This is a genomic window from Bacillus manliponensis, assembly GCF_000712595.1.
Taxonomy (GTDB): Bacteria; Bacillota; Bacilli; order Bacillales; family Bacillaceae_G; genus Bacillus_A; species Bacillus_A manliponensis.
Genome location: NZ_JOTN01000003.1, coordinates 156,348 through 179,174 on the forward strand (window position 1 = coordinate 156,348; position 22,827 = coordinate 179,174).

Sequence of the window (22,827 nt, forward strand, 5' to 3'; positions counted from 1 at the left end):
TGTGGCAAGAGCAAAGCGGAAATTAGATCATATAAAATATGCTCTTTCTACTGGACAGTCTCGTATACATGGTTTTCATGACATCGCTTTTGTTCATCAAAGCTTAGCGAATGTAGATTATGAAAGTATATCATTTCAAACAGAGATCGGCGAACTTTCTTTAAGTTCGCCGATTTTTATCAATGCGATGACTGGCGGAGGCGGAGAGCAGACACTACGTATTAATGAACAACTAGCAGAAGTAGCAGCAGAATACGGTTTGCCAATTGCAGTTGGATCACAAATGGCAGCATTAAAAGATGAAAAAGAAGCAGCATCTTATAAAATTGTGAGAAAGCGAAATGAAAAAGGGATTGTTATTGCCAACCTAGGAAGTGAAGCGACGGTAGATCAAGCAAGGCTGGCAATTGATATGGTTGAAGCAAATGCAATTCAAATTCATTTAAACGTTATTCAAGAATTAGCGATGCCAGAAGGTGACCGTGATTTTACTGGAGCGTTAAAACGAATTGAACAAATTGTAAAACATGCACCTGTCCCGGTTATTGTGAAAGAAGTAGGCTTTGGAATGAGTAAAGAAACCGCAGAGCAGCTAGTTTCTATAGGTGTTGCAACTGTGGATATTGGCGGTTATGGCGGTACTAATTTTGCGACGATTGAAAATGAGCGCCGTCAACGTACACTTACTTATTTTAATGATTGGGGTATACCAACAGTGACCTCATTAATAGAAGTTTCCTCTGCAACTAACAACCTCTCTATTATTGCTTCAGGTGGTATTCAAACGGCAATGGATGTGGCAAAGTCATTAGCTTTAGGAGCTTCAGCTACAGCATTTGCTGGACATTTTTTACGAATATTAATACATGAAGGCATTGAAAAATTAGCAGAAGAAGTTCATATTATACATACAGATTTGCAGTTCATTATGACAGCGCTTGGTGTGAAGAGTATTGCTGAGTTACAAAGGGTACCACTTATTATTGCAGGTGATACATACCATTGGCTTACGCAGCGCGGGATTGATACGACAAAATATAGTCAAAGGTAAGGGGAGTTATATTTGTCCCGCTATTTGCGGGCTGTAAGACTCTCACCTCAAAACTTGAGGGAAGCGAAGAAGGGATAAACAGTCCCAATATAGTTACGACTCCTAAGCAAACTTCGCCACAGAAAGGCTTAGCTTGTGCTTGAACGGTCGTCTTCGATTTTGAATGTAAATGCCCGATTGGTCGGGCTAACAATCAGTGGTGGATGAAGAAAACCCCCACTGATTGAAGTTTTGTAATGAGACAAGACATGAGAGTCTTTTGTATGTGAAAAAACAGCCAACGATATGTTGGCTGTTTTTTAATGGCGATTTTGTTCTCTTGCTTGCTCTGGTGTGTCAAGCCTTGTTGAACCAGGATATTGTAACGATTGGTCACGGTCGGATTCAACGCGGCGTGATTGTTTTAGTTTTTTTTCTTGACGATCTTTGCCCATTTTTCTTCCACCCCCTTCTTATAAAGTGTTGCTGTTATTTTTAAAAACTATGCAAAAGCTCAGTTTGATTAATTTTCATAAAAACCTCCTATACTGGAAATAATAGGAGATGATGAAATGGAAGGAAGTTATTTCTATTTTTTTGCATGGATAGGATGGATTGTTACAACGTTTTTATTGAAAAAAGATGGATTACGATTAAGTGTGAGTATATTTCTTCTATTGGTTGTAATCGGTTCGCAAATACAATTATCTATATTTTCTGTTTCTCTATCAGGAAGTGCCCTTGTTATAATGGGAATTTCATGTTTTGGAGTTGCCCATTATTCCGTTTGGATGAAGTTGTACACGGTAGTTTGTACGCTTATTATTGCAATGATTTATACCATTTTTTACGTAATTGAATTGTATGACCCTGTATGGATTGTAATTGACCGTACATGGATGTTAGGTGGCATTCTTGTGTATGCATCTGTTTTACTATATCGAAACCGGACGTTGCGTATTTTTGGTTTGTATATCGGTATGCTACAAGGAGAGTTATTTTTAACATTTATGTATAAAGCGATGAATGTTTCATATGCTATCGGCAGCTTTTCATTCTTGAATACTGCCTCTGTATCGACGATGCTATTTGTTCTTTTATATAGTGTTGTTCATGTTTTTCCTTATAGTAGACCGTTTAAGAAAAAACAAGCGAAAGAAGGGTAGAAATTTCTTATGAGTGAATATACATCAGCGATCTTACTTGGAGTGATTGTAGGTACGATAACGCGTCTTTTTATGCTGCGTACGGATGCGAGGCAATACCCGACGCGGTTACATGGGAAGATTATTCATATTTCAATGGGTGTTATTGCAGCTGTGTTAGGCGCGATTGCAATTCCAGCTATATTAAAAAAGGACTTCTCAGCAATTACGTTTTTGACATTAGCAGCTACGCAATTTCGTGATGTGCGTAATATGGAACGCAATACGTTGCAACAATTAGATGGTTATGAACTTGTTTCAAGGGGAAATACATATATTGAAGGAATTGCACTTGTATTTGAAAGTCGGAATTACTTAGCGATGTTAACAGCATTTATAACAACTTTCGCGTTTGTTGGTTTCAAATCATGGATTGCTGGTATTATTACTGGTATTGTTTGCTTCTTTATTGCAAAGGTATTAATGTCAGGAAAGAGATTGCGTGATCTTGTAGAAGTTGAACATCGACCACTACGGTTTGATGGAGCGGGTTTGTACATTGATAATATTTATATTATGAATATTGGTTTACCAGCGAGGCAAAAAGAAATTATGGAACACGGAATGGGCTTTGTTTTAAAGCCGAAGTCTATGGATGCGCAAATTACGATTGCAAACCTTGGACAACGTCAAGCGATTTTACACGATATTTCGGTTGCTTTAGGCGTGTATCGTGATTCAGGGACGCCAGCGCTAGTACCTTTAGCTAAGCTTGATTTAAATAATGGGAATCTTGGTGTGTTTATCCTTCCGCAAGATCAAAATATTGAGAAGGCGATAGGTGTGATTGGGAATGTACCAACGTTAGAAAGTGCAATTCATATGTCTTCAGAGGCTCCTAAAGGGAGGGGAGATTCGTGAGTGTAGATTTAACAAGTTATATTCTCGCTGTCATTACGACAACACCAGAAAAGTTTGCAGGTGGTGCACCTTCGTTTGTATGTCATTCTGTTGAAGAGATGGAATTTGTATCGAATCAATTAGAAGCGATTTTAGATGGAATTGCTCATCGCTTGCAAGAGAACGTATATATTATTGTGAAACATTCTTAAAATGTGCTATAATATGAGATGTTTTGATAAGATGAGAAATATTCTGGAATGCAAATCCCTTCTTGCACAAAGAAGGGTTTTTTACATAATAGCAGAAGCAAATAGAAAGGGATGAAAGCATATGCCAAAACCGGTAGTTGCGATAGTAGGGCGTCCAAACGTTGGGAAATCTACTATTTTTAATAGAATTGTTGGAGAGAGAGTCTCGATTGTTGAAGATATTCCTGGTGTAACAAGGGATCGTATTTATAGCGCAGGAGAATGGTTAAACCATGAGTTTAACATTATTGATACAGGCGGTATTGATCTTGGAGAAGAGCCGTTTTTGGCACAAATTCGTCAACAAGCAGAAGTGGCGATTGATGAAGCGGATGTTATTATTTTTATGACAAATGGCCGTGACGGTGTAACAGCAGCTGATGAAGAAGTTGCTAAAATTTTATATCGTTCGAAAAAACCAGTTGTACTTGCAGTAAATAAAGTTGATAATGCAGAAATGCGCAGTGATATTTATGACTTTTATGCGTTAGGATATGGCGAGCCATTCCCGATTTCTGGTACACACGGTTTAGGATTAGGGGATTTATTAGATGAAGTAGCAAAGCACTTCCCGAAAATTGATGAAGAGCCTTACGATGATGATACAATTAAGTTTAGTTTAATTGGTCGTCCGAACGTTGGGAAATCATCAATGGTAAATGCATTACTTGGTCAAGAACGTGTTATCGTAAGTAATGTGGCTGGTACAACGCGTGATGCGGTAGATACACCATATAGTAAAGATGGACAAGATTATGTCATCATTGATACAGCAGGTATGCGTAAAAAAGGAAAAGTATACGAGAGTACAGAAAAATACAGTGTACTTCGTGCGCTTCGTGCGATTGAACGCTCTGACGTTGTATTAGTTGTGTTAGACGGTGAAGAAGGTATTATCGAGCAAGATAAAAAAATCGCTGGCTATGCACATGACTCAGGTCGAGCTGTTATAATTGTTGTAAACAAATGGGATGCAGTAGAAAAAGATGAGAAAACGATGAAAGAATTTGAAGAAAATATTCGTGCTCACTTCCAATTTTTAGATTATGCACCGATCGTATTCTTATCTGCGAAAACGAGAAAGCGTACGCATACATTACTTCCAGTTATTAATGAAGTAAATGAGAGCCATAGTATTCGCGTACAAACAAACGTGTTAAATGATGTAATCATGGATGCGGTGGCAATGAATCCAACGCCAACTCATAAAGGGAAACGTTTGAAAATCTTCTATACAACACAAGTTGCGGTGAAGCCACCAACGTTTGTTATCTTTGTAAATGAGCCAGAATTACTTCACTTCTCATATGAGCGTTTCTTGCAAAACCGTCTGCGTGATGCGTTTGGTTTCGTAGGAACACCAATTAAAATTATTGCAAGGGCACGAGACTAAGATTAACAGAGGGGATGTGATTTGGTGAAAAAAATCACAGTAGTAGGAGCTGGTAGCTGGGGGACAGCGTTAGCGATGGTATTGGCTGACAATGGCCATGACGTGCGGCTTTGGGGGCATCGTGAAGCATTAATGAATGAAATTAATGAGAATCATGAAAATAGTCGTTATCTCCCAGGTATTAGACTACCTGAGACAATAGTTGCCTATTCTTCTTTAGAAGAAGCATTAGTGGATGTAGATACAGTACTTTTAGTCGTACCAACAAAGGCATACCGAGAATTACTGCAAACGATGAAAGAAATTGTTACAAAACCAATGACATGGATTCATGCAAGTAAAGGGATTGAGCCGGGTACGTCAAAACGTATTTCAGAGATGATTGAAGAGGAAATTCCGGAACATCTGATTCGAGATGTTGTTGTCTTATCAGGACCGAGTCATGCGGAGGAAGTAGGGCTACGTCAAGCAACAACAGTTACTTCAGCTGCAAAGCGTATGGAAGCGGCAGAAGAAGTACAAGATTTATTTATGAACAGTTATTTCCGTGTGTATACAAACCCTGATATTATTGGGGTGGAGCTCGGTGGAGCGTTGAAAAATATTATTGCGTTAGCAGCGGGGATTACAGATGGTCTTGGCCTAGGTGATAATGCAAAAGCAGCGTTAATGACACGAGGTTTAACTGAAATCGCACGTTTAGGACGAAAAATGGGTGCGAATCCGTTAACTTTTGCTGGTTTAACTGGTATGGGCGATTTAATCGTGACGTGTACAAGTGTACATAGTCGAAACTGGCGTGCAGGAAACATGCTTGGTAAAGGTTGTTCATTAGACGAAGTGCTAGAAAATATGGGCATGGTTGTTGAAGGTGTAAGAACAACGAAGGCAGCCTATGAAATGGCAGAAAAGCTGGAAGTTGAAATGCCAATTACTTCTGCGTTATATGATGTTTTGTTTAATGGAAAAGATGTAAAAGATGGAGTTGGATCATTAATGGGACGCGTGCGTAAGCATGAGGTCGAAGCGATTCCAGATTTGCTTTAGAAAAAACTGTACAAATGTGATATTTACATTTGTACAGTTTTTTTGCTTATAGGTTTTTTCACCATTTCTATTGCTTTGCATACGATGGAGTGTAAAGGAGAAGAGAGGGTGAACGAAATGGATAATAATTTATTCAATAATATTGAAAAAGAATCAAAAGTAAATAAAGACGATATTTTTAAATTGGCTGCATCTGTACAAAATGCGAATTTACGGGATGAAAAAGTACTTCGTCAATTAATCCATCAAGTTTCTGTAATGGCAGGGCGTGACGTATCAAAGGAGAAAGAAGATCAAATCGTAAATGCAATCATTAGTAACAATATGCCAGCAGATTTTAGCTCATTAAGTAAAATGTTTAAAAAATAAACTTGTAGAAGCAACTATTGTATATTGCGCATAAGATGAAAATGAAGGAAGAAATATGAGCTGTTGTAGGAATATTTGGTCAACCGTAGCGGAGGGATGTCTTCGCTACGGTTTTTTTAGGTTAGGTTAATGTTTAGAAGTGGTGTAAAATACCGATTGGTCGAGCTAATACTCAGTGGGGGGCTTTCCCCCACTGAGTGAAGTTTCACTTTATTTTGGATAAATCCATCTTAATTTTTCGGCATCAAAATGCCTGCTATGCAGAATAAAAAGTAATCTACACTCGTTTGCTCTTTTTGTTTTTTCTTGGCATGTGGCAGAAGCCCTGATGGCTCCTATGCATGGTCAGATTCTCTCTCCCTCCTAAAAAAGGGGATGTCGTTTTTATATAGTTCCTTATTATTAATTTGATTATTTTTATTTGTTTGAAAGTTATAATTTGTTAAAATAATAGAAAGGTATATTAGGATAAAAAGGGGGGATATGCATGTCAATTGGTTTAATGAAGATGTGGTTTTCATTAGGAGCAATTGCACTTATGTTTATTGCGGTTGCGTTTATTTTGTTAAGTCGTTATAAATTGAAGAATAAATTTTTAAAAGGTTTGATCGCTTTATTTGCTTATGGATGTATGATTGTATCTGGCCTTATCATTTTCCTTGTTGTATTTAGTGGTCCGGTTGAGCAGTAATGGAGAAGGTGAATAGAGATGATAAGGATGGAGCGTATATGAAAAAAATATTGGTTGTTGTAACTGTATGTTTTGTGAGCATTTTGTCAGGTTGTTTGTATCCGAGAGAACAGATGGTTCAAAATACAGTGCCGCATGATGGGCAGTTACAAATGGTTCAAACTGTAGTGAATACATATAAGGAACAAAATGATGGCTTGCTTCCGATTAAAACAAGAGATATGGATACACCTATTTATCAAAAGTACCCAATCGATTTTCAAAAGTTAACGCCGCATTTATTACAAGAGCCTCCTGGGAATGCTTATGAAAGTGGAGGCATCTATCAGTATGTTTTAATAGATGTAGAAACAAATCCTACAGTAAAATTAATTGATATTCGAATGGCAGAACAGCTTCGTGATATAACATTGAAGTTAAAAATGTATCGTGATGAACATCAATACCCACCTTTTAAGAAGATGATTGCAAATGGTGTGTATGAACTTGATTTTAAGAAAATGGGTTATAAAGAAGTGCCACAAGTAGTAAGTCCATACTCTGGGAAAAGTTTGCCGTTTGTGATTGATGAAAAAGGAGAAATTTATGTAGATTATCGTATTGATTTATATGACGCATTACAAAAATATGGTAATGAGGTAAAGGAAGGAGACGATATTCGTTACATATTGATGAAAGAAGCTCCTTTTGTACCGGTGTATTCGTTACCTTATACAACAAAAGGTGGAGAACCAATTTTTTTTGAATGATAAGTCATGAACCTTTCTTCTAACGAATAAGTTCTAGAAGAAAGGTTTTTTTACTTTTCAACAACTTGGACTACAAACAAAAAGTTCTTTTTAAATAGTCATATGAATGAAAGATAAATTCATATGATATATTGTCCGAACTTCAAGAATAGCCATATGTAAATCGTTTGAATGGAAATAAGTGAGAAGGATGCTTCCTTATCTTCGGAGGGAGTAACTATGCAGCTGAAGACACTACTTAATTCCCAATAATTTTGAGGGAGGAGATTACTTGGAAAAGATCGATATTTTCAAAGACATTGCGGAGCGCACAGGCGGTGATATTTACTTAGGGGTTGTGGGGGCTGTTCGAACAGGAAAATCCACCTTTATTAAAAAATTTATGGAACTCGTTGTTATTCCGAATATTGACAATGAATCAGATCGGCAAAGGGCACAAGACGAATTGCCACAAAGTGCAGCTGGCCGCACTATTATGACAACGGAACCGAAGTTTGTTCCAAACCAAGCTGTTTCTATTCACGTTGATGATGGCCTTGACGTGAACATTCGTTTAGTAGATTGTGTTGGTTACACAGTTCCAGGGGCGAAGGGCTATGAAGATGAAAATGGTCCACGTATGATTAATACGCCTTGGTATGAGGAGCCAATTCCATTTCATGAAGCAGCTGAAATCGGTACACGTAAAGTTATTCAAGAGCATTCTACAATAGGGGTTGTTATTACAACTGATGGAACAATCGGTGAAATCCCGCGAAGAGATTATATGGAAGCTGAATCACGTGTTGTAGAAGAATTAAAAGAGGTTGGAAAACCTTTTATTATGGTAATTAATACGGTACAGCCGTACCATCCAGATACAGAGCAGCTGCGTCAAAGTCTAGTAGAGGAATATGATATTCCTGTATTGGCAATGAGTGTGGAAGGATTAAGGGAAGCAGATGTTTATAACGTATTACGTGAAGCATTATATGAGTTCCCTGTTTTAGAAGTGAATGTAAACCTTCCGAGCTGGGTAATGGTACTTCAAGATAATCATTGGCTACGTCAAAGTTATCAAGAGGCTGTACAAGAGACTGTAAAGGATATTAAACGTCTTCGTGATGTGGATCGCGTTGTATGGCAATTTAGTCAATATGACTTTATTGATCGTGCGAGCCTTGCTGGCATTGATATGGGTCAAGGTGTGGCAGAGATTGACTTGTACGCGCCAGATGAATTGTATGATCAAATTTTAAAAGAAGTTGTTGGTGTGGAAATTCGTGGGAAAGATCATTTGTTAAAGCTAATGCTAGACTTTGCTCATGCGAAAGTAGAGTATGATCAAGTGGCAGATGCGCTACGGATGGTGAAACAAACGGGTTATGGTGTTGCGGCGCCAGCGTTAGCAGACATGAGCCTAGACGAACCGGAAATCATTCGCCATGGTTCAAGGTTTGGTGTGAAGTTAAAAGCCGTTGCTCCATCCATTCATATGATTAAAGTTGACGTGGAGTCAACTTTTGAACCAATTATCGGAACGGAGAAACAAAGTGAAGAGCTTGTACGGTATTTAATGCAAGATTTTGAAGATGATCCGCTTTCAATTTGGAATTCTGATATTTTTGGACGCTCATTAAGCTCCATAGTAAGAGAAGGAATTCAAGCGAAATTGTCTTTAATGCCAGAGAATGCGCGTTATAAGCTAAAAGAAACGTTAGAAAGAATTATCAATGAAGGATCCGGTGGATTAATCGCGATTATTTTATAGATGAAAGACTCCTTGTTTAAGGAGTTTTTTTTTAGTTGTACGTATTGAAAAAAATAGTTATTTTTGTTTCTAGCAGGAAACACCATGTTTTAAGAGAAGTATTAAATAGAGAAGCAAAAAGAGCCAAGGTGAATGTTTTTTGAATATAAGATTTTATAGATATAGGTTGTTATCTATAAAAAAACAAAAAGCTATTATCTAACAAGTTATTATATATTGTCAAGTTTCACTAGTTTTTCATACTTTTAAGGCAACATTTTCTTTAAAAATATTGAATTATAAAGGATAATCGTATAATATAGGCGTTGATAATGATTTATCTACAACTTTGTAGTATAGAATTTGAAAAAATTGCCTACAAATGAAGGTAAGACTCATTTTATGATCATTACACAGCTGTATCTTTGGGAGGAGGTGAATGGCATGAACAAGACAGAACTAATTAATGCTGTTGCAGAAGCAAGTTCCCTTTCTAAAAAGGACGCAACAAAAGCAGTTGATGCTGTTTTTGATTCTATCTTAGAAGCTTTAAAACAAGGTGATAAAGTACAACTTATCGGATTTGGTAACTTCGAAGTTCGTGAGCGTGCGGCTCGTAAAGGACGTAACCCACAAACAGGTGAGGAGATTGAAATCGCGGCAAGCAAAGTACCTGCATTTAAACCTGGTAAAGCGTTAAAGGATGCGGTTAAATAATCCTTACATAATTAATGGGGGAGAAGAGTTTCCGTTCGGAAACTCTTCTTTTTGCTTTTAAAAACATATATATGCTAGAATGTTTTCGTAGTATGTCTAGGTTTTATACGGGAGGGTTAGCGGATGGCAAACGTAAATTTAGAACAAATTGAGCACGCAGTGCGTCTTATTTTAGAAGCAATTGGGGATGACCCAAATCGTGAAGGTGTTCTTGATACACCAAAACGCGTAGCGAAAATGTATGCAGAAGTATTTTCTGGTATGCATGAAGAGCCAAAAGAGCATTTGCATAAAGTATTTGGTGAAGATCATGAAGAGCTTGTATTAGTCAAGGATATTCCATTCTTTTCTATGTGTGAGCATCATCTTGTACCGTTTTACGGAGTTGCTCACGTTGCGTATATTCCACGTGGTGGAAAAGTAACGGGTTTAAGTAAATTAGCACGTACAGTTGATACAGTAGCACGTCGTCCACAATTACAAGAGCGTATTACGTCAACGGTAGCAGATTCTATTATGGAAGTGCTAGAGCCACATGGTGTAATGATTGTTGTAGAAGCTGAACATATGTGTATGACAATGCGCGGAGTGAAAAAGCCAGGCGCGAAAACTGTAACAACAGCAGTTCGAGGTGTGCTGCAAGATGATGCGGCAGCACGTAGTGAAATTTTATCGTTTATTAAGACGAATTAACAGGAAAGCGGGAAACTGCTTTCTTTTTTTATAGGAGAAATAATTTTTAGTCTCATCAATTTACCTTTAATTGCTACTTTGTACCGTTTCTTGGAGTTTTCTTTATAGAAAAAGGGATGTATGTGTTATAATAAATTTTATGAATTAGAAAACAAGGGTGATTTTTGTGTGTGACATCTACGGAAGTTTTACGGGTATAAAAGAACAGCTATATAAACAATTACGCCATCCTTACTTTATAAAATATATTGAAGAGCCGTATGTGGATGAAGAAAAATTAGCTTTATTATATTCTCTTTTGAAAAATGCAAATGTACATAGCGAACAAGTGAAACATTATGTAGTGACGATTATGCTTGTACAAATTGCGTTAGATACACATGAGAGGGTATCTGTAAAAAAGGATATAGAGACGGATGGGTTTCATAAAAGACGGCAATTAACTGTGTTAGCAGGGGATTATTATAGTGGGTTATACTACTATTTACTTTCAATGAACCATGATATTTTATTAATTCGTGCTTTAGCTGCGGGTATTAAAGAGATTAATGAACAAAAGATTAAGTTATATCAACAAACATATGAAACAATAGATGACATAGTGTGCAGTATAAAAACGATTGAGTCTGCTTTGATTGAAAAAGTATGCGATCATTTTCATTTGGAATCATTCAAGCCTTTTGTGCAAGATGTACTAGCAATAAATAGAATGAAAAAAGAGTATGTATGTTATCAACAAATTAATGAAACACCTATATTTGAGGCGTGGAAGAAAATTTGTTCTAAAGAAGATGAATTAGAAAGTGTATACAAAGAGTGGCTCGTAAAAGCAGAGGCTCAAATAGAAAGTAATTTGCAAACTCATCTGGAAACAAAAGAGTTAATTTCAATTTTACAAAAAACAACTAGAAGCGATTGAATTTACATTGGAAGAAGGTAAGAGCATGCAACAATCAAAAGAAGAAAGAGTACATGATGTATTTGAAAAAATCTATGGTAAATATGACGTAATGAATTCGGTAATTAGTTTCCAAAGACATAAAGCATGGCGTAATGAAACGATGCGTATTATGGATGTGAAGCCAGGAAGTAAGGCTTTGGATGTTTGCTGTGGTACGGCTGATTGGACGATTGCACTTGCAAATGCGGTTGGCTCTAAAGGGAAAGTGTGCGGATTAGATTTTAGTAAAAATATGCTTTCAGTTGGAGAAGAGAAAGTGAAGCAGCTACAGCTAAATCAAGTAGAACTTCTTCATGGAAATGCGATGGAATTGCCATTTGAAGATGATACATTTGATTACGTTACGATTGGATTTGGTCTGCGAAATGTTCCGGACTACATGCATGTTTTAAAAGAAATGACACGCGTTGTGAAACCAGGTGGAAAAGTAATTTGCTTAGAAACATCTCAACCAACAATGATTGGTTTTAAGCAATTGTATACAATTTACTTTAAATACATGATGCCTTTATTTGGTAAACTGTTTGCGAAAAGTTATAAAGAATATTCATGGTTACAAGAGTCTGCGAGTACATTTCCGGGAATGAAGGAATTAGCACGTATGTTTGAAGAGGCTGGATTAGAGCGTGTACAAGTGAAGCCATTTACATTTGGTGTTGCTGCGATGCATTTAGGGTATAAGAAAAAGTAAAAAGTTTATTAGTGAATAGTCTATAAATAATTCTTATTTTTTTATAAAGTTAAGAAGGTATTTTTAGTAAGTAGCAAAGGGAAAAGAAAAAGAAGTTTTAGGTTAAGGTGAACAATATGAAGTTACAACTTATGTACTCTTTTTTACGATCGGACATTTCCAAAATAGAGAAAGAATTAAAAGCGGTTGTTGCTTCGGAGCAACAATTAATTGAAGATGCTGCAATGCAGCTTATTGAAGCGGGAGGAAAGCGAATTCGCCCTGTTTTTGTTTTGCTGGCTGGTAAGTTTGGGGAATATAAGCTAGATAATATGAAACATGTAGCAGTTGCTTTAGAGCTTATTCATATGGCTTCACTCGTTCACGATGATGTAATTGATGCAGCTTTAGTACGAAGAGGCAGTCCTACTGTTAATGCTAAGTGGGGCGACCGCATTGCGATGTACACGGGCGACTATTTATTTGCCAAATCGCTAGAATGCATTACCAATATAGAAGTACCTGAAGCACATAAAGCATTGTCTCATACAATTCTTGAAGTATGTAAAGGTGAAATTGAACAAATTCGTGACAAATATGACTTTGAACAAAATTTAAGAACATATTTGCGCCGAATTAAAAGGAAAACTGCGCTTTTAATTGCAGCGAGCTGTCAGTTAGGAGCGATTGCATCTGGTGCATGTAAGGATACAGTTAATCGTTTATTTTGGTATGGTTATTTCGTTGGAATGTCCTATCAAATTATCGACGATATTTTAGATTTCGTGTCAACTGAAGAGAAGCTTGGTAAGCCTGCTGGTGGAGATTTATTACAAGGTAATATCACTCTTCCCGTTTTATATGCAATGGAAGACGCGGCTCTAAAAGAAAAAATTGTTTCTGTACATGAAAATACATCTGCTGCTGAAATGAAAGAGATAATTGAAGCAATTAAACATAGCGATGCGATTGATCAAGCTTTTGCATTTAGTGAACGTTACTTACATAAAGCGTTAGAAGTCATTCAACCACTTCCTCGTAATCAGGCGAAGTATGCGCTGCAAAATGTTGCGAAGTACATAGGGAAAAGGAAATTTTAATCATTTTTCTAAAGAAATAAAAAATCTCTTCATTTCAAAATTGTTGCACAATTCAACCAAGGATGATACTATGTTTTTGGGGGATATACAATTACATACATAATTAAGAAGTGGAGAGATTTCATTATGGAAAAAACATTTTTAATGGTAAAACCAGATGGCGTACAGCGTGCTATTGTAGGGGAAATTGTTGCTCGTTTTGAGAAAAAGGGCTTTCAATTAGTAGGCGCTAAACTTATGCAAGTAACACCTGAAATTGCTGGGGAGCATTACGGTGAGCATAAGGATAAACCATTCTTTGGAGAACTAGTAGATTTCATTACATCTGGTCCTGTTTTTGCAATGGTTTGGCAAGGTGAAGGAGTTGTAGATACAGCTCGTAACATGATGGGTAAAACAAGACCACACGAAGCAGCTCCTGGTACAATTCGCGGAGATTTCGGTTTAACAGTTGGTAAAAATGTTATTCACGGATCTGACTCTGTTGAAAGTGCAGAACGTGAAATCGGTATTTTCTTCAAAAAAGAAGAGTTAGTTGAGTATTCAAAGTTAATGAACGAGTGGATTTACTAATTATTTTAAAATAATTTGTAAACGCTTTAATTATTATGGATATAGTAAAAAAGCACAAGAATGGATGGACACATCCTTCTTGTGCTTTTTTCGTTGTGTATGAGTTACGAAATAAAAAAGGCTATGGTATAGTGTAATATAAAGTGAAACTTCACTGAGTAGGGGAAAATCCCTCCACTAAGTGTAGCCCTAGCAATCGGGCTTTTACAGCTCTTTAATGCGGGATAAAGTATTATGCCTATAATGGTATGGTGTACTTTAGATGAAAAACTCTTATAAGCTATAGGAACTTATTTTGATTTTTGCAGCAAAGCCATTGCTATACAAATAGAATGAGATGTGAACTTATTTCTTTCTTATGTTTTACACATGGCATGTTGTAGAGACGAGTTTTGACCGTTTTTATTATGCGGGATAAATATTTTTAAGTAAAGGGGAGTAATCAATGCGCTACTTAACAGCTGGCGAATCACATGGACCACAGCTAACAACAATATTAGAAGGTGTTCCAGCCGGTTTACCTATCGTTGCGGATGATATTAATACACAACTAGCAAGAAGACAGAAAGGTTATGGACGCGGACGCCGTATGCAAATTGAAAAAGATCAAGTTCAAATTTTAAGCGGTGTTCGTCACGGTTACAGCATTGGAGCACCAATTGCGCTTGTCGTGGAAAATCGTGATTTTACACATTGGACGAAAGTTATGGGAGTAGAGCCTTTAACTGAAGAAGAGGCAAAAACGATGAAACGTCAAATTACAAGACCACGTCCTGGACATGCGGACTTAAACGGGGCTATTAAATACGGACATCGTGATATAAGGAATGTGCTAGAGCGTTCTTCAGCTCGTGAGACAACAGTGCGTGTTGCTGCTGGTGCGGTTGCAAAACGTATTTTAGAAGAGTTAGGCATTAAAATTGCTAGTCATGTTATTGAAATTGGTGGTGTACAAGCTGAGAAAACGACGTATGAATCAATTGAGCAATTACAAGAAGTGACTGAAGCATCACCTGTTCGCTGTTTAGATGAGGAAGCGGGCAAGAAAATGATGCAAGCAATTGATGATGCAAAGGCAAATGGGGATTCCATTGGTGGAATTGTTGAAGTTGTTGTAGAAGGAATGCCAATTGGTGTTGGGAGTTATGCTCATTATGACCGAAAGTTAGATGCGAAATTGGCGGCGGCGATTATGAGTATTAACGCTTTCAAAGGTGTAGAGATTGGTATTGGCTTTGAAGCTGCACGACAGCCGGGAAGTCTTGTACATGATGAGATTATGTGGGATGAAGAGAATGGTTATACGAGAAAAACGAACCGTGCTGGTGGACTAGAGGGTGGTATGACAACGGGTATGCCAGTTGTTGTGCGTGGCGTTATGAAACCTATACCTACGCTTTATAAGCCACTTAATAGCGTTGACATTGATACGAAAGAATCGTTCCAAGCGAGTATCGAACGCTCAGACAGTTGTGCGGTACCAGCAGCTAGTGTTGTGGCAGAAGCGGTTGTTGCTTGGGAGTTAGCGGCTGCAGTAGTTGAACAATTTGGAGGAGACCGTATGGATCTCATTCGTGAAAATATTGAAAAACATAATGAGTATGCGAGGGATTTTTAATGGAGAGAGTACATATTCAAACTTCATCGAAGCAGTATGATGTGTTTGTTGGGGATGATGCGTTGTCACAGTTGACAGCGCTTATTCAAAATATAAAACCAGCTGTTTCAAATGTGTTGCTAATTTCGGATGATAAGGTCGCTTCTCTTCATATGGATGAGATGATGGACACACTTGGAACGGACTTAGATGTATTTTCGTTTGTTATTCCAAACGGAGAGGCAGAAAAATCGTTTGAAAATTATTATGCGGCACAAACATTTGCATTAGAAAAAGGATTGGATCGTCATTCGCTTATTATTGCGTTTGGAGGCGGTGTAATAGGTGATTTAGCAGGATTTGTTGCTGCGACATTTATGCGTGGCATTCGCTTTATACAAGTTCCAACGACATTATTGGCGCATGATAGTGCAGTTGGGGGAAAAGTGGCTGTGAATCATCCTCTTGGAAAAAATATGATTGGTGCTTTTCATCAACCAGAGGCGGTTATTTATTATACGCCATTTTTATATTCACTGCCCGAACATGAATGGCGCTCAGGATACGCAGAAGTTATCAAACATGCGCTTATCGGTGATGTAAATTTATATGAATGGCTTCGCCGTGAAATAAAGACACTCGGTGATTTATGTGGTGATAAACTAACGCATGTTCTTAAACATGCGATTCCGGTCAAGGCGAAAATCGTTGCGGAGGATGAAACGGAAAAAGGTGTACGAGCACATTTGAACTTTGGACATACGCTTGGTCATGCACTTGAGAAAGAACTAGGCTATGGGAAAATTACACATGGTGATGGTGTAGCAATTGGCATGTTATTTGCCATTTTTCTTAGTGAGCAGTTATATGAAAAGAAACTTGGATATGAAGAGCTTAAAAGATGGTTTCAATCATATGGTTATCCAATTATGCCAAGAGATTTGAAGGTAGATCGACTTGTACAATTGATGAAACAAGATAAAAAAGCTAATGCAGGAACAATTCGTATGGTTCTTATGCAGGAAATTGGGGTGGTTGATGTCGTATCTATTTCAGATGAGACCGTTCAAACTGCATTAGAAGCATTTCAAAGAGAGGGGGAATCGATTTGATTCGCGCAATTCGCGGCGCGATTACAGTCAACAATAATATAGCAGAGGAAATGTTGACTGCAACGGAGCGTTTAGTGAAAGAAATCGAAAAGAAAAATTGTTTTTCGCCTACTGATATTGTATCTGTACTTATTTCGACAACAGCAGATTTAGATGCATGTTTTCCTGCAACTGCTGTTCGAGAAATTGACGGATGGATATATGTGCCTGTCATGTGTGTGAAAGAAATGGAAGTGCCAGGTGCCCTGCAGAAATGTATTCGTGTAATGATAACGGTCACAACAAATAAAAAGCAGCAAGAAATTGAGCATGTATATTTAGAGAAGGCGAAGCAACTACGACCTGATTTAATAAGTTGAATACATTTGGCTTTTAGGGGCTGTTCCTCTTAAGTTTTGAGATGGGAGTCTTAATAGTCCGCAAATAGCGAGCTAAATTGTTCATCTTATGGATGAGGTCTTTATGGGCGGCCATCCATCTCACCCCTTTGTCTATACTGCAATGTTAAGATGAGAAGGTTATTGCCTGTAAGTAGCGAGATAAAGTGAAACTTCACTCAGCAAGAAGCACTATCCCTTGCTGAGTGTTAGTTGAACGAATCGGGCTTTAACGGGCTGTATATCTCCCGACTAAGTTTCTTTCTGTTTCTTATGTTTTGAGATAGGAATATTACAGCCCGTTAAAGTGGGATAAACTTACGGGGGGAATTGAAATGAGAGTGAAAGAGCAATTGTTGTCATTGAAAGCATATGTACCTGGAAGACATATTGATGAAGTGAAAAAGCAATATGGGTTATCGAAAATTGTGAAACTCGCATCAAATGAAAATCCATTTGGTTGTTCTGATTATGCGGTACAGGCAATTACATCGCTAGCAGGACAATATGCACTATATCCAGATGGTGGAGCGCAAGAGCTTCGCGAGAAGTTAGCAGCGCATCTTCAAGTGAAAGAGCAGCAATTATTGTTTGGTAGTGGATTAGATGAAGTGATTCAAATGATTAGTCGCGCTCTATTACAAGAAGGAACAAACGTTGTTATGGCAAAGCCGACATTTTCTCAATATCGTCATCATGCGGTAATTGAGGGAGCAGAAGTGCGTGAAGTTTCATTAAAAGATGGTGTCCATGATCTAGAGGCAATGCAAGGCCAAGTAGACGAACAAACACGGATTGTTTGGATTTGTAATCCGAATAATCCAACTGGAACATATGTGGAGAAACAAAAGTTACTTTCCTTCTTAGAAAATATCCCAAAAACAACACTTGTTATTATGGATGAAGCATATTATGAATATGCAGGGGCAGAAGATTACCCGCAAACATTGCCTCTTCTTGCGAAATATGAAAACCTTATGGTATTACGTACGTTCTCAAAAGCATATGGACTAGCCGCCTTTCGAATTGGTTATGCCATTGGGAATGAAAAGTTAATTCGTCAATTAGAAGTTGCAAGACTACCATTCAATACATCAGCGATTGCACAAGTAGTTGCATTGGCTGCATTAGAAGATCAAGCGTTTTTACAAAATTGTATCGTAACAAACAATGAAGGATTACAGCAATATTATGATTTCTGTAAAGAATATAATGTATTCTATTATTCTTCTCAAACAAACTTTATTTTCATGAAATTAGGTATTCCTGGAGATGAAGTGTTTGAGAAATTATTACAAAAAGGATATATTGTTCGTTCTGGTGGTGGGTTAGGATTACCTGATGGTATTCGTATCACAGTCGGCAAAAAAGAAGAGAATGCAGAGATTATTGAGTTGCTTACTGAACTTGTCAAAGAGACATCTCAAAGAGAAAAGACGTATTTATAGTTAGTTATACAAAAACGGCTCTGATGAAAGGAGCCGTTTTTATATATGTTTCATTTTGGGAATTGTGGATCTGTATGTAACGAAGAAAAATAGATAGAAAAGGTATACTAGTAAGAAGTTCTATTTTCCAAAAGAGGGTTGCTTCTATGAAAGGAAATTCACTACTTTACGATATAGCACATATTTGCGCAGATGAGAACATAGGCGTTACAATAGAGAGAGTTAGATTGAAATTATGATAAGTTAGCATATACATAAAAAACGATGCAGTAGAGGTGATAGAAGTGAAAAGATTAACAAAGTGTGAAGGTGGATTGCGCGGGGCGATTGAGATTCCGGGAGATAAGTCTATTTCGCACCGCGCAGTTATGTTTGGTGCCATTGCAGAAGGAAAAACAAAGATTTCCAACTTTTTAGAGGGAGAAGATTGTTTAAGTACAATTTCTTGTTTTCAAAAGCTTGGTGTGACAATTGAACAAAGTGGTAACGATGTCACTGTGTATGGAAGAGGAATTGGTGGTTTAATCGAACCAAGTGATATATTAGATGTCGGCAATTCGGGAACGACAATTCGTTTAATGTTAGGGGTATTGGCGAATGCACCGTTCTATTGCACAATTATAGGTGACAATTCTATTGGAAAACGTCCAATGAAGCGTGTAACAGTTCCTCTTCGTGAGATGGGAGCGAAAATTGACGGTAGGGAAGATGGCCAATTTACGCCACTATCCATTCGTGGTGGAGATGTGAAAGGTATGCATTACGATTCTCCTGTTGCTAGTGCGCAAGTAAAGTCTGCTATTTTACTCGCTGGTTTGCAAGGTGAAGGAGTGACGTCTGTAACAGAACCAATGAAGTCTCGTGATCATACAGAACGTATGCTACGTGCGTTTGGTTGTGATGTTCATGTAGATGGATTAACAGTTTCTGTAAAAGGTGGTCAAACATTATCAGGTACGATTGTTGAAGTGCCGGGAGATATTTCGTCAGCAGCCTTTTTCTTAGCTGCGGGGGCAATTGTACCAAATAGCAAAATTGTACTGAAAAATGTCGGGTTAAACGAAACGCGCACAGGTATTTTAGAAGTGTTAGAAAAAATGGGTGCAAATATTTCTATTGAGAATAAGCGTAATGAACAATTTGAACCATCAGGAGATATTACGATTCAAACATCACATTTAAAAGGGATAGAGATTGGGGGCGCGCTTATTCCGAAGTTAATCGATGAAATTCCAATCATTGCACTCCTTGCTACTCAAGCAGAAGGTACAACAATTATTAAAGATGCAGAAGAATTGAAGGTAAAAGAAACAAATCGTATCGATACTGTTGTAAATGAATTGCAAAAGTTAGGCGCTCGTATTGAAGCGACAGACGATGGGATGATGATATATGGGAAAACAAAGTTACAAGGAAATTGTGTTAATAGTTACGGGGATCACCGGATTGGTATGATGCTTGCAATTGCATCATGTATTGCCGATGGAGAAGTAGAAATTGAAAATAGTGATGCAGTAGCAGTTTCGTATCCGAACTTCTTTGCGCAATTAGAGGGGCTGCAACGTTAAAAGAGTTTTTAGCTTTTCAGCAAGGTTCTTTTCTTCCTTAGTTGCTTACATGATGACTGTTCGTTATGATGGATTCACAAATAGATTTAAAGGAGATTTATATGCAAAAGTTTGAACAAGCGGTTACCCATGTTGAGAATGGGGAGTTAGAAAAAGGATTACAACTATTAAAAGAGCAAGTAAAGACAGGGACAGATGAAGAAAAATATCATATTGCTCGCTATTACTACACACTAGGTTTAGTAGATGAAGCATTAGAAATTGTCGAAGATTTACGCCTTTTATATCCAGAGGAAAGTGAGTTTTCGTTATTTTTAGCGGAATTATATATTGATATTGATAAAGAGGATGAAGCCATTGAAGTGCTTCATGATATTAAAGAAGATGATGAGCTATATGTTCAGGCGTTATTGCTTGTGGCAGATTTATATCAAATGCAAGGATTTGATGAGGTTGCGGAGCAAAAACTGTTAAAAGCAAAAGAAATAATGCCAGAGGAACCTGTTATCACATTTGGACTAGCTGAGCTTTATAGTAGTAAGGGAGAAGATGTGAAAGCAATTGCTTATTATGAAGCGCTTCTTCCTGAACAGAAAGTAATGGCCGATGTTGTTATTGCACTTCGTTTGGCGGAGAGTTTAAGTGCGCTTGGAAGATGGGAAGAAGCGATTGCTTATTATGAAGAAGGATTAGAGGAACAAAAAGATATTCATTCTCTGTTTGGATTTGCATTTACGTTGTATCAAGGAGAGCAATATCAGAGGTCTATTCAAGTTTGGAATGAGCTAAAAGAACTTGACCCAGAATATGCATCTTTATATATGTATTTAGCAAAATGTTATGAAAAAGAAGGAATGCTTGAGGAAAGCTTTGAAACGTTACAAGCAGGTATAAAAGTAGATGAATTATCTGTTCCGCTTTATGTAGAATTTGCAAATATAGCAGCGAAATGTCGAAACATGGATGAGGCAGAAAGAGCATTGCAAACTGCATTAAAGCTTGATCCATCTCATTTAGGTGCGACATTAAAGTATGCTTATATTTTAAAAGAACAAGAAAAATATGAAGAGCTAATTGCGATTGTAGAAAATGCGATAGACAGTGGTGAAACAGATACACAGTTAGTTTGGGATTTAGCTTATGCAAAAAAACAATTAGAAATGTATTCTGAGGCATTAAAACATTATGAAAGTGCATATACTTCTTTTAAGAATCATCCGGATTTCTTAGAGGAATATGGCTACTTCTTACTAGAAGAAGGTTTGCGAAAAGAGGCGAAAGAAGTATTTACAAGTTTATTGCAACTTGACCCGACACAAACACATATTGAAGAATTGTTGTATAATTTAGAGGATTTTTCATAAGTTTTGAAGGAAACTGAATGCTACTTCTTGAATGTAAAAAGAAAAAAGAAAGACAGAGGAGGGATTAAGTGCGATGAATACCCCTGTTTCTGTAAACGAGAAGAAGGATTTTGTAAAATGGTTCTTGAATAATTATCAGCTGAAACAGCGAGAGTGTGTATGGATTTTAAATTATTTAATGAGTCATGATCAACTCATGCACAAAGTTCATTTTGTAGAGCATGCAAAATATTGTCCAAGAGGTTTGGTCATGTCAACGAATTGTGTGAAAGACTCACCGTTTCACTTTTATAAGCAAAATGTCATGACAACTGATGCTGAGAAGTCATTTCATGATATTCGTTTAAATCGTGATGAAGATATTTACATTCAGCTTAATTTTAAGTCTTCGTTTCAAAATGCAAATTATGTAGCTGTGTTAGAAGAGAATCCTTATTTACCAAAGTATATTGAAGTAAATGAAAAGGATCGTCTACTTGCAGAGCGCTTCTTAGAAGAAAGCGTGCACACATTTCGGAAAGAGCGTTTATTAAAATTGATTGATGAAGCGCTTGATAATCAAGACAAAGAGGCATTTCAAAAACTAACAGCAGAATTAAAATGTTTATGATATGTCTGTCTTGCATAAGTTTGACTGTTTTTTGACAGATAAAAAGAAAAGCTACCTAGATATGGTAGTTTTTCTTTTTTTATCCTTATGTATATGGTTTAATATATATAAAGTAAATGAGTATGTAAGGAGAAATTTATTTTATTTTTTCTGAATCTTAAGATTTTTGAGGGGGATTTTATGAAGTGGCTTGTAGCAGACGCAAAACAATATGAACAAGCAAAAGAGTATATTGATACAGCTATTATCCCGCTGTTATCCATTTCACTTGTTGAGAAAATGAGAAATACGGTAGGGGAAGGGGAGTTTCTTACAACATTTGCGAATGAATTAGAAAGGGAGTATAAAGGGAGAATTTTTTTACTTCCAGCTTTCACCTATATTGAACAAGTAGAAGAGAATACAAGTAACCGTTTGAAAGAATGGACAAGTTATTTGCAAAAACAAGGTTTTCAGCATGTTTTATACGTAACAAGTGATGTTAGTTGGAAAAGTGCTGAAGAAGAACTTACAGGAGAGCTGTTTTACGTATCTGCATTGCCACTGGAGCAGTTAAGTGAACAAGCGAAACGAGAGGTTATTCAAACGCAGGTAGGGATGGTTGCAGAATTATTGATTAAAAAGTGGGAAAATAATAAATAAAAAGATAGTTTGTATTATTAAGAGTATTATGATATTGACCTAGTATGACAGGCTATTATATCATGATAGTGTCCTAGTTTTTACGGTTTAT

General features: G+C 37.2%; 25 protein-coding genes. 24 read left to right on the forward strand and 1 reads right to left on the reverse strand.

Annotation, left to right across the window (positions count from 1 at the left end; genetic code table 11):
- The first annotated feature begins 1 nt into the window (after position 1).
- Positions 2 to 1,051, forward strand: coding sequence for a type 2 isopentenyl-diphosphate Delta-isomerase (gene fni / locus BAMA_RS04800; RefSeq protein WP_034636662.1), 1,050 nt, complete (start codon positions 2 to 4; stop codon positions 1,049 to 1,051).
- Between the two features lie 299 nt (positions 1,052 to 1,350).
- On the opposite strand, the gene BAMA_RS23765 is transcribed toward fni, so the two are convergent.
- On the reverse strand, positions 1,351 to 1,485 hold the full coding sequence (locus BAMA_RS23765) for a YpzI family protein (RefSeq protein WP_084157883.1): 135 nt from the start codon (positions 1,483 to 1,485) through the stop codon (positions 1,351 to 1,353).
- A 117-nt stretch (positions 1,486 to 1,602) separates the two neighbouring features.
- On the opposite strand from BAMA_RS23765, the gene BAMA_RS04805 reads away from it, so the two are divergent.
- From BAMA_RS04805 to BAMA_RS04915, 23 genes are all read left to right on the forward strand, one after another.
- On the forward strand, positions 1,603 to 2,196 hold the full coding sequence (locus tag BAMA_RS04805) for a YphA family membrane protein (RefSeq protein WP_034636665.1): 594 nt from the start codon (positions 1,603 to 1,605) through the stop codon (positions 2,194 to 2,196).
- Between the two features lie 9 nt (positions 2,197 to 2,205).
- Positions 2,206 to 3,096: a YIEGIA family protein gene (locus tag BAMA_RS04810; RefSeq protein ID WP_034636667.1), complete on the forward strand. Its 891-nt coding sequence runs from the start codon at positions 2,206 to 2,208 to the stop codon at positions 3,094 to 3,096.
- Positions 3,093 to 3,287, forward strand: a complete 195-nt coding sequence (locus tag BAMA_RS04815) for a capping complex subunit for YIEGIA (protein ID WP_034636670.1) — start codon at positions 3,093 to 3,095, stop codon at positions 3,285 to 3,287. Before BAMA_RS04810 ends, BAMA_RS04815 begins: the two co-directional genes overlap by 4 nt.
- 121 nt (positions 3,288 to 3,408) lie before the next feature.
- Positions 3,409 to 4,719 carry a ribosome biogenesis GTPase Der gene (der, locus tag BAMA_RS04820; RefSeq protein WP_034636672.1) on the forward strand — a complete coding sequence of 437 codons (1,311 nt, stop codon included), beginning with the start codon at positions 3,409 to 3,411 and terminating at the stop codon, positions 4,717 to 4,719.
- A gap of 24 nt (positions 4,720 to 4,743) precedes the next feature.
- Positions 4,744 to 5,766, forward strand: a complete 1,023-nt coding sequence (locus BAMA_RS04825) for an NAD(P)H-dependent glycerol-3-phosphate dehydrogenase (RefSeq protein WP_034636674.1) — start codon at positions 4,744 to 4,746, stop codon at positions 5,764 to 5,766.
- Between the two features lie 117 nt (positions 5,767 to 5,883).
- Complete coding sequence (locus tag BAMA_RS04830) at positions 5,884 to 6,135, forward strand: stage VI sporulation protein F (protein WP_034637138.1); 252 nt, start codon at positions 5,884 to 5,886, stop codon at positions 6,133 to 6,135.
- Between the two features lie 487 nt (positions 6,136 to 6,622).
- A complete protein-coding gene (locus BAMA_RS04835) occupies positions 6,623 to 6,826 on the forward strand; it encodes a DUF2768 domain-containing protein (protein WP_034636676.1) in 204 nt (67 codons plus the stop codon).
- 38 nt (positions 6,827 to 6,864) lie between these two features.
- A complete protein-coding gene (locus BAMA_RS04840) occupies positions 6,865 to 7,575 on the forward strand; it encodes a hypothetical protein (RefSeq protein ID WP_034637140.1) in 711 nt (236 codons plus the stop codon).
- A gap of 271 nt (positions 7,576 to 7,846) precedes the next feature.
- Positions 7,847 to 9,325, forward strand: a complete 1,479-nt coding sequence (spoIVA, locus tag BAMA_RS04845) for a stage IV sporulation protein A (protein ID WP_034636678.1) — start codon at positions 7,847 to 7,849, stop codon at positions 9,323 to 9,325.
- Between the two features lie 423 nt (positions 9,326 to 9,748).
- Positions 9,749 to 10,021: an HU family DNA-binding protein gene (locus BAMA_RS04850; protein ID WP_034636680.1), complete on the forward strand. Its 273-nt coding sequence runs from the start codon at positions 9,749 to 9,751 to the stop codon at positions 10,019 to 10,021.
- 123 nt (positions 10,022 to 10,144) lie between these two features.
- Positions 10,145 to 10,714, forward strand: a complete 570-nt coding sequence (gene folE / locus BAMA_RS04855; RefSeq protein WP_034636681.1) for a GTP cyclohydrolase I FolE — start codon at positions 10,145 to 10,147, stop codon at positions 10,712 to 10,714.
- Between the two features lie 166 nt (positions 10,715 to 10,880).
- Positions 10,881 to 11,633: a heptaprenyl diphosphate synthase component 1 gene (locus BAMA_RS04860; protein WP_034636683.1), complete on the forward strand. Its 753-nt coding sequence runs from the start codon at positions 10,881 to 10,883 to the stop codon at positions 11,631 to 11,633.
- Positions 11,634 to 11,658: 25 nt separating this feature from the next.
- Positions 11,659 to 12,366, forward strand: coding sequence for a demethylmenaquinone methyltransferase (locus tag BAMA_RS04865; protein WP_034636684.1), 708 nt, complete (start codon positions 11,659 to 11,661; stop codon positions 12,364 to 12,366).
- A 116-nt stretch (positions 12,367 to 12,482) separates the two neighbouring features.
- Positions 12,483 to 13,445, forward strand: a complete 963-nt coding sequence (gene hepT, locus BAMA_RS04870) for a heptaprenyl diphosphate synthase component II (RefSeq protein ID WP_034636685.1) — start codon at positions 12,483 to 12,485, stop codon at positions 13,443 to 13,445.
- Between the two features lie 126 nt (positions 13,446 to 13,571).
- On the forward strand, positions 13,572 to 14,018 hold the full coding sequence (gene ndk, locus BAMA_RS04875; protein WP_034636687.1) for a nucleoside-diphosphate kinase: 447 nt from the start codon (positions 13,572 to 13,574) through the stop codon (positions 14,016 to 14,018).
- Between the two features lie 445 nt (positions 14,019 to 14,463).
- Positions 14,464 to 15,636 (forward strand): chorismate synthase, encoded by a 1,173-nt coding sequence (gene aroC / locus BAMA_RS04880; RefSeq protein ID WP_034636688.1) that lies wholly within the window; start codon positions 14,464 to 14,466, stop codon positions 15,634 to 15,636.
- On the forward strand, positions 15,636 to 16,727 hold the full coding sequence (gene aroB / locus BAMA_RS04885; RefSeq protein ID WP_034636689.1) for a 3-dehydroquinate synthase: 1,092 nt from the start codon (positions 15,636 to 15,638) through the stop codon (positions 16,725 to 16,727). The genes aroC and aroB overlap by 1 nt, the downstream gene beginning before the upstream one ends.
- Complete coding sequence (gene aroH / locus BAMA_RS04890; RefSeq protein ID WP_034636690.1) at positions 16,724 to 17,086, forward strand: chorismate mutase; 363 nt, start codon at positions 16,724 to 16,726, stop codon at positions 17,084 to 17,086. Before aroB ends, aroH begins: the two co-directional genes overlap by 4 nt.
- A 353-nt stretch (positions 17,087 to 17,439) precedes the next feature.
- Positions 17,440 to 18,552 (forward strand): histidinol-phosphate transaminase, encoded by a 1,113-nt coding sequence (gene hisC, locus BAMA_RS04895; RefSeq protein WP_034636691.1) that lies wholly within the window; start codon positions 17,440 to 17,442, stop codon positions 18,550 to 18,552.
- Positions 18,553 to 18,836: 284 nt separating this feature from the next.
- Entirely contained in the window at positions 18,837 to 20,120 is a 1,284-nt protein-coding gene (gene aroA / locus BAMA_RS04900) for a 3-phosphoshikimate 1-carboxyvinyltransferase (RefSeq protein WP_415782876.1), read from the forward strand.
- 101 nt (positions 20,121 to 20,221) lie between these two features.
- Positions 20,222 to 21,484, forward strand: coding sequence for a tetratricopeptide repeat protein (locus tag BAMA_RS04905; protein WP_034636692.1), 1,263 nt, complete (start codon positions 20,222 to 20,224; stop codon positions 21,482 to 21,484).
- A gap of 73 nt (positions 21,485 to 21,557) precedes the next feature.
- Entirely contained in the window at positions 21,558 to 22,094 is a 537-nt protein-coding gene (locus BAMA_RS04910; RefSeq protein WP_034636694.1) for a ReoY family proteolytic degradation factor, read from the forward strand.
- Positions 22,095 to 22,274: 180 nt separating this feature from the next.
- Positions 22,275 to 22,736 (forward strand): YpiF family protein, encoded by a 462-nt coding sequence (locus BAMA_RS04915; RefSeq protein WP_034636696.1) that lies wholly within the window; start codon positions 22,275 to 22,277, stop codon positions 22,734 to 22,736.
- Positions 22,737 to 22,827: the final 91 nt, after the last annotated feature.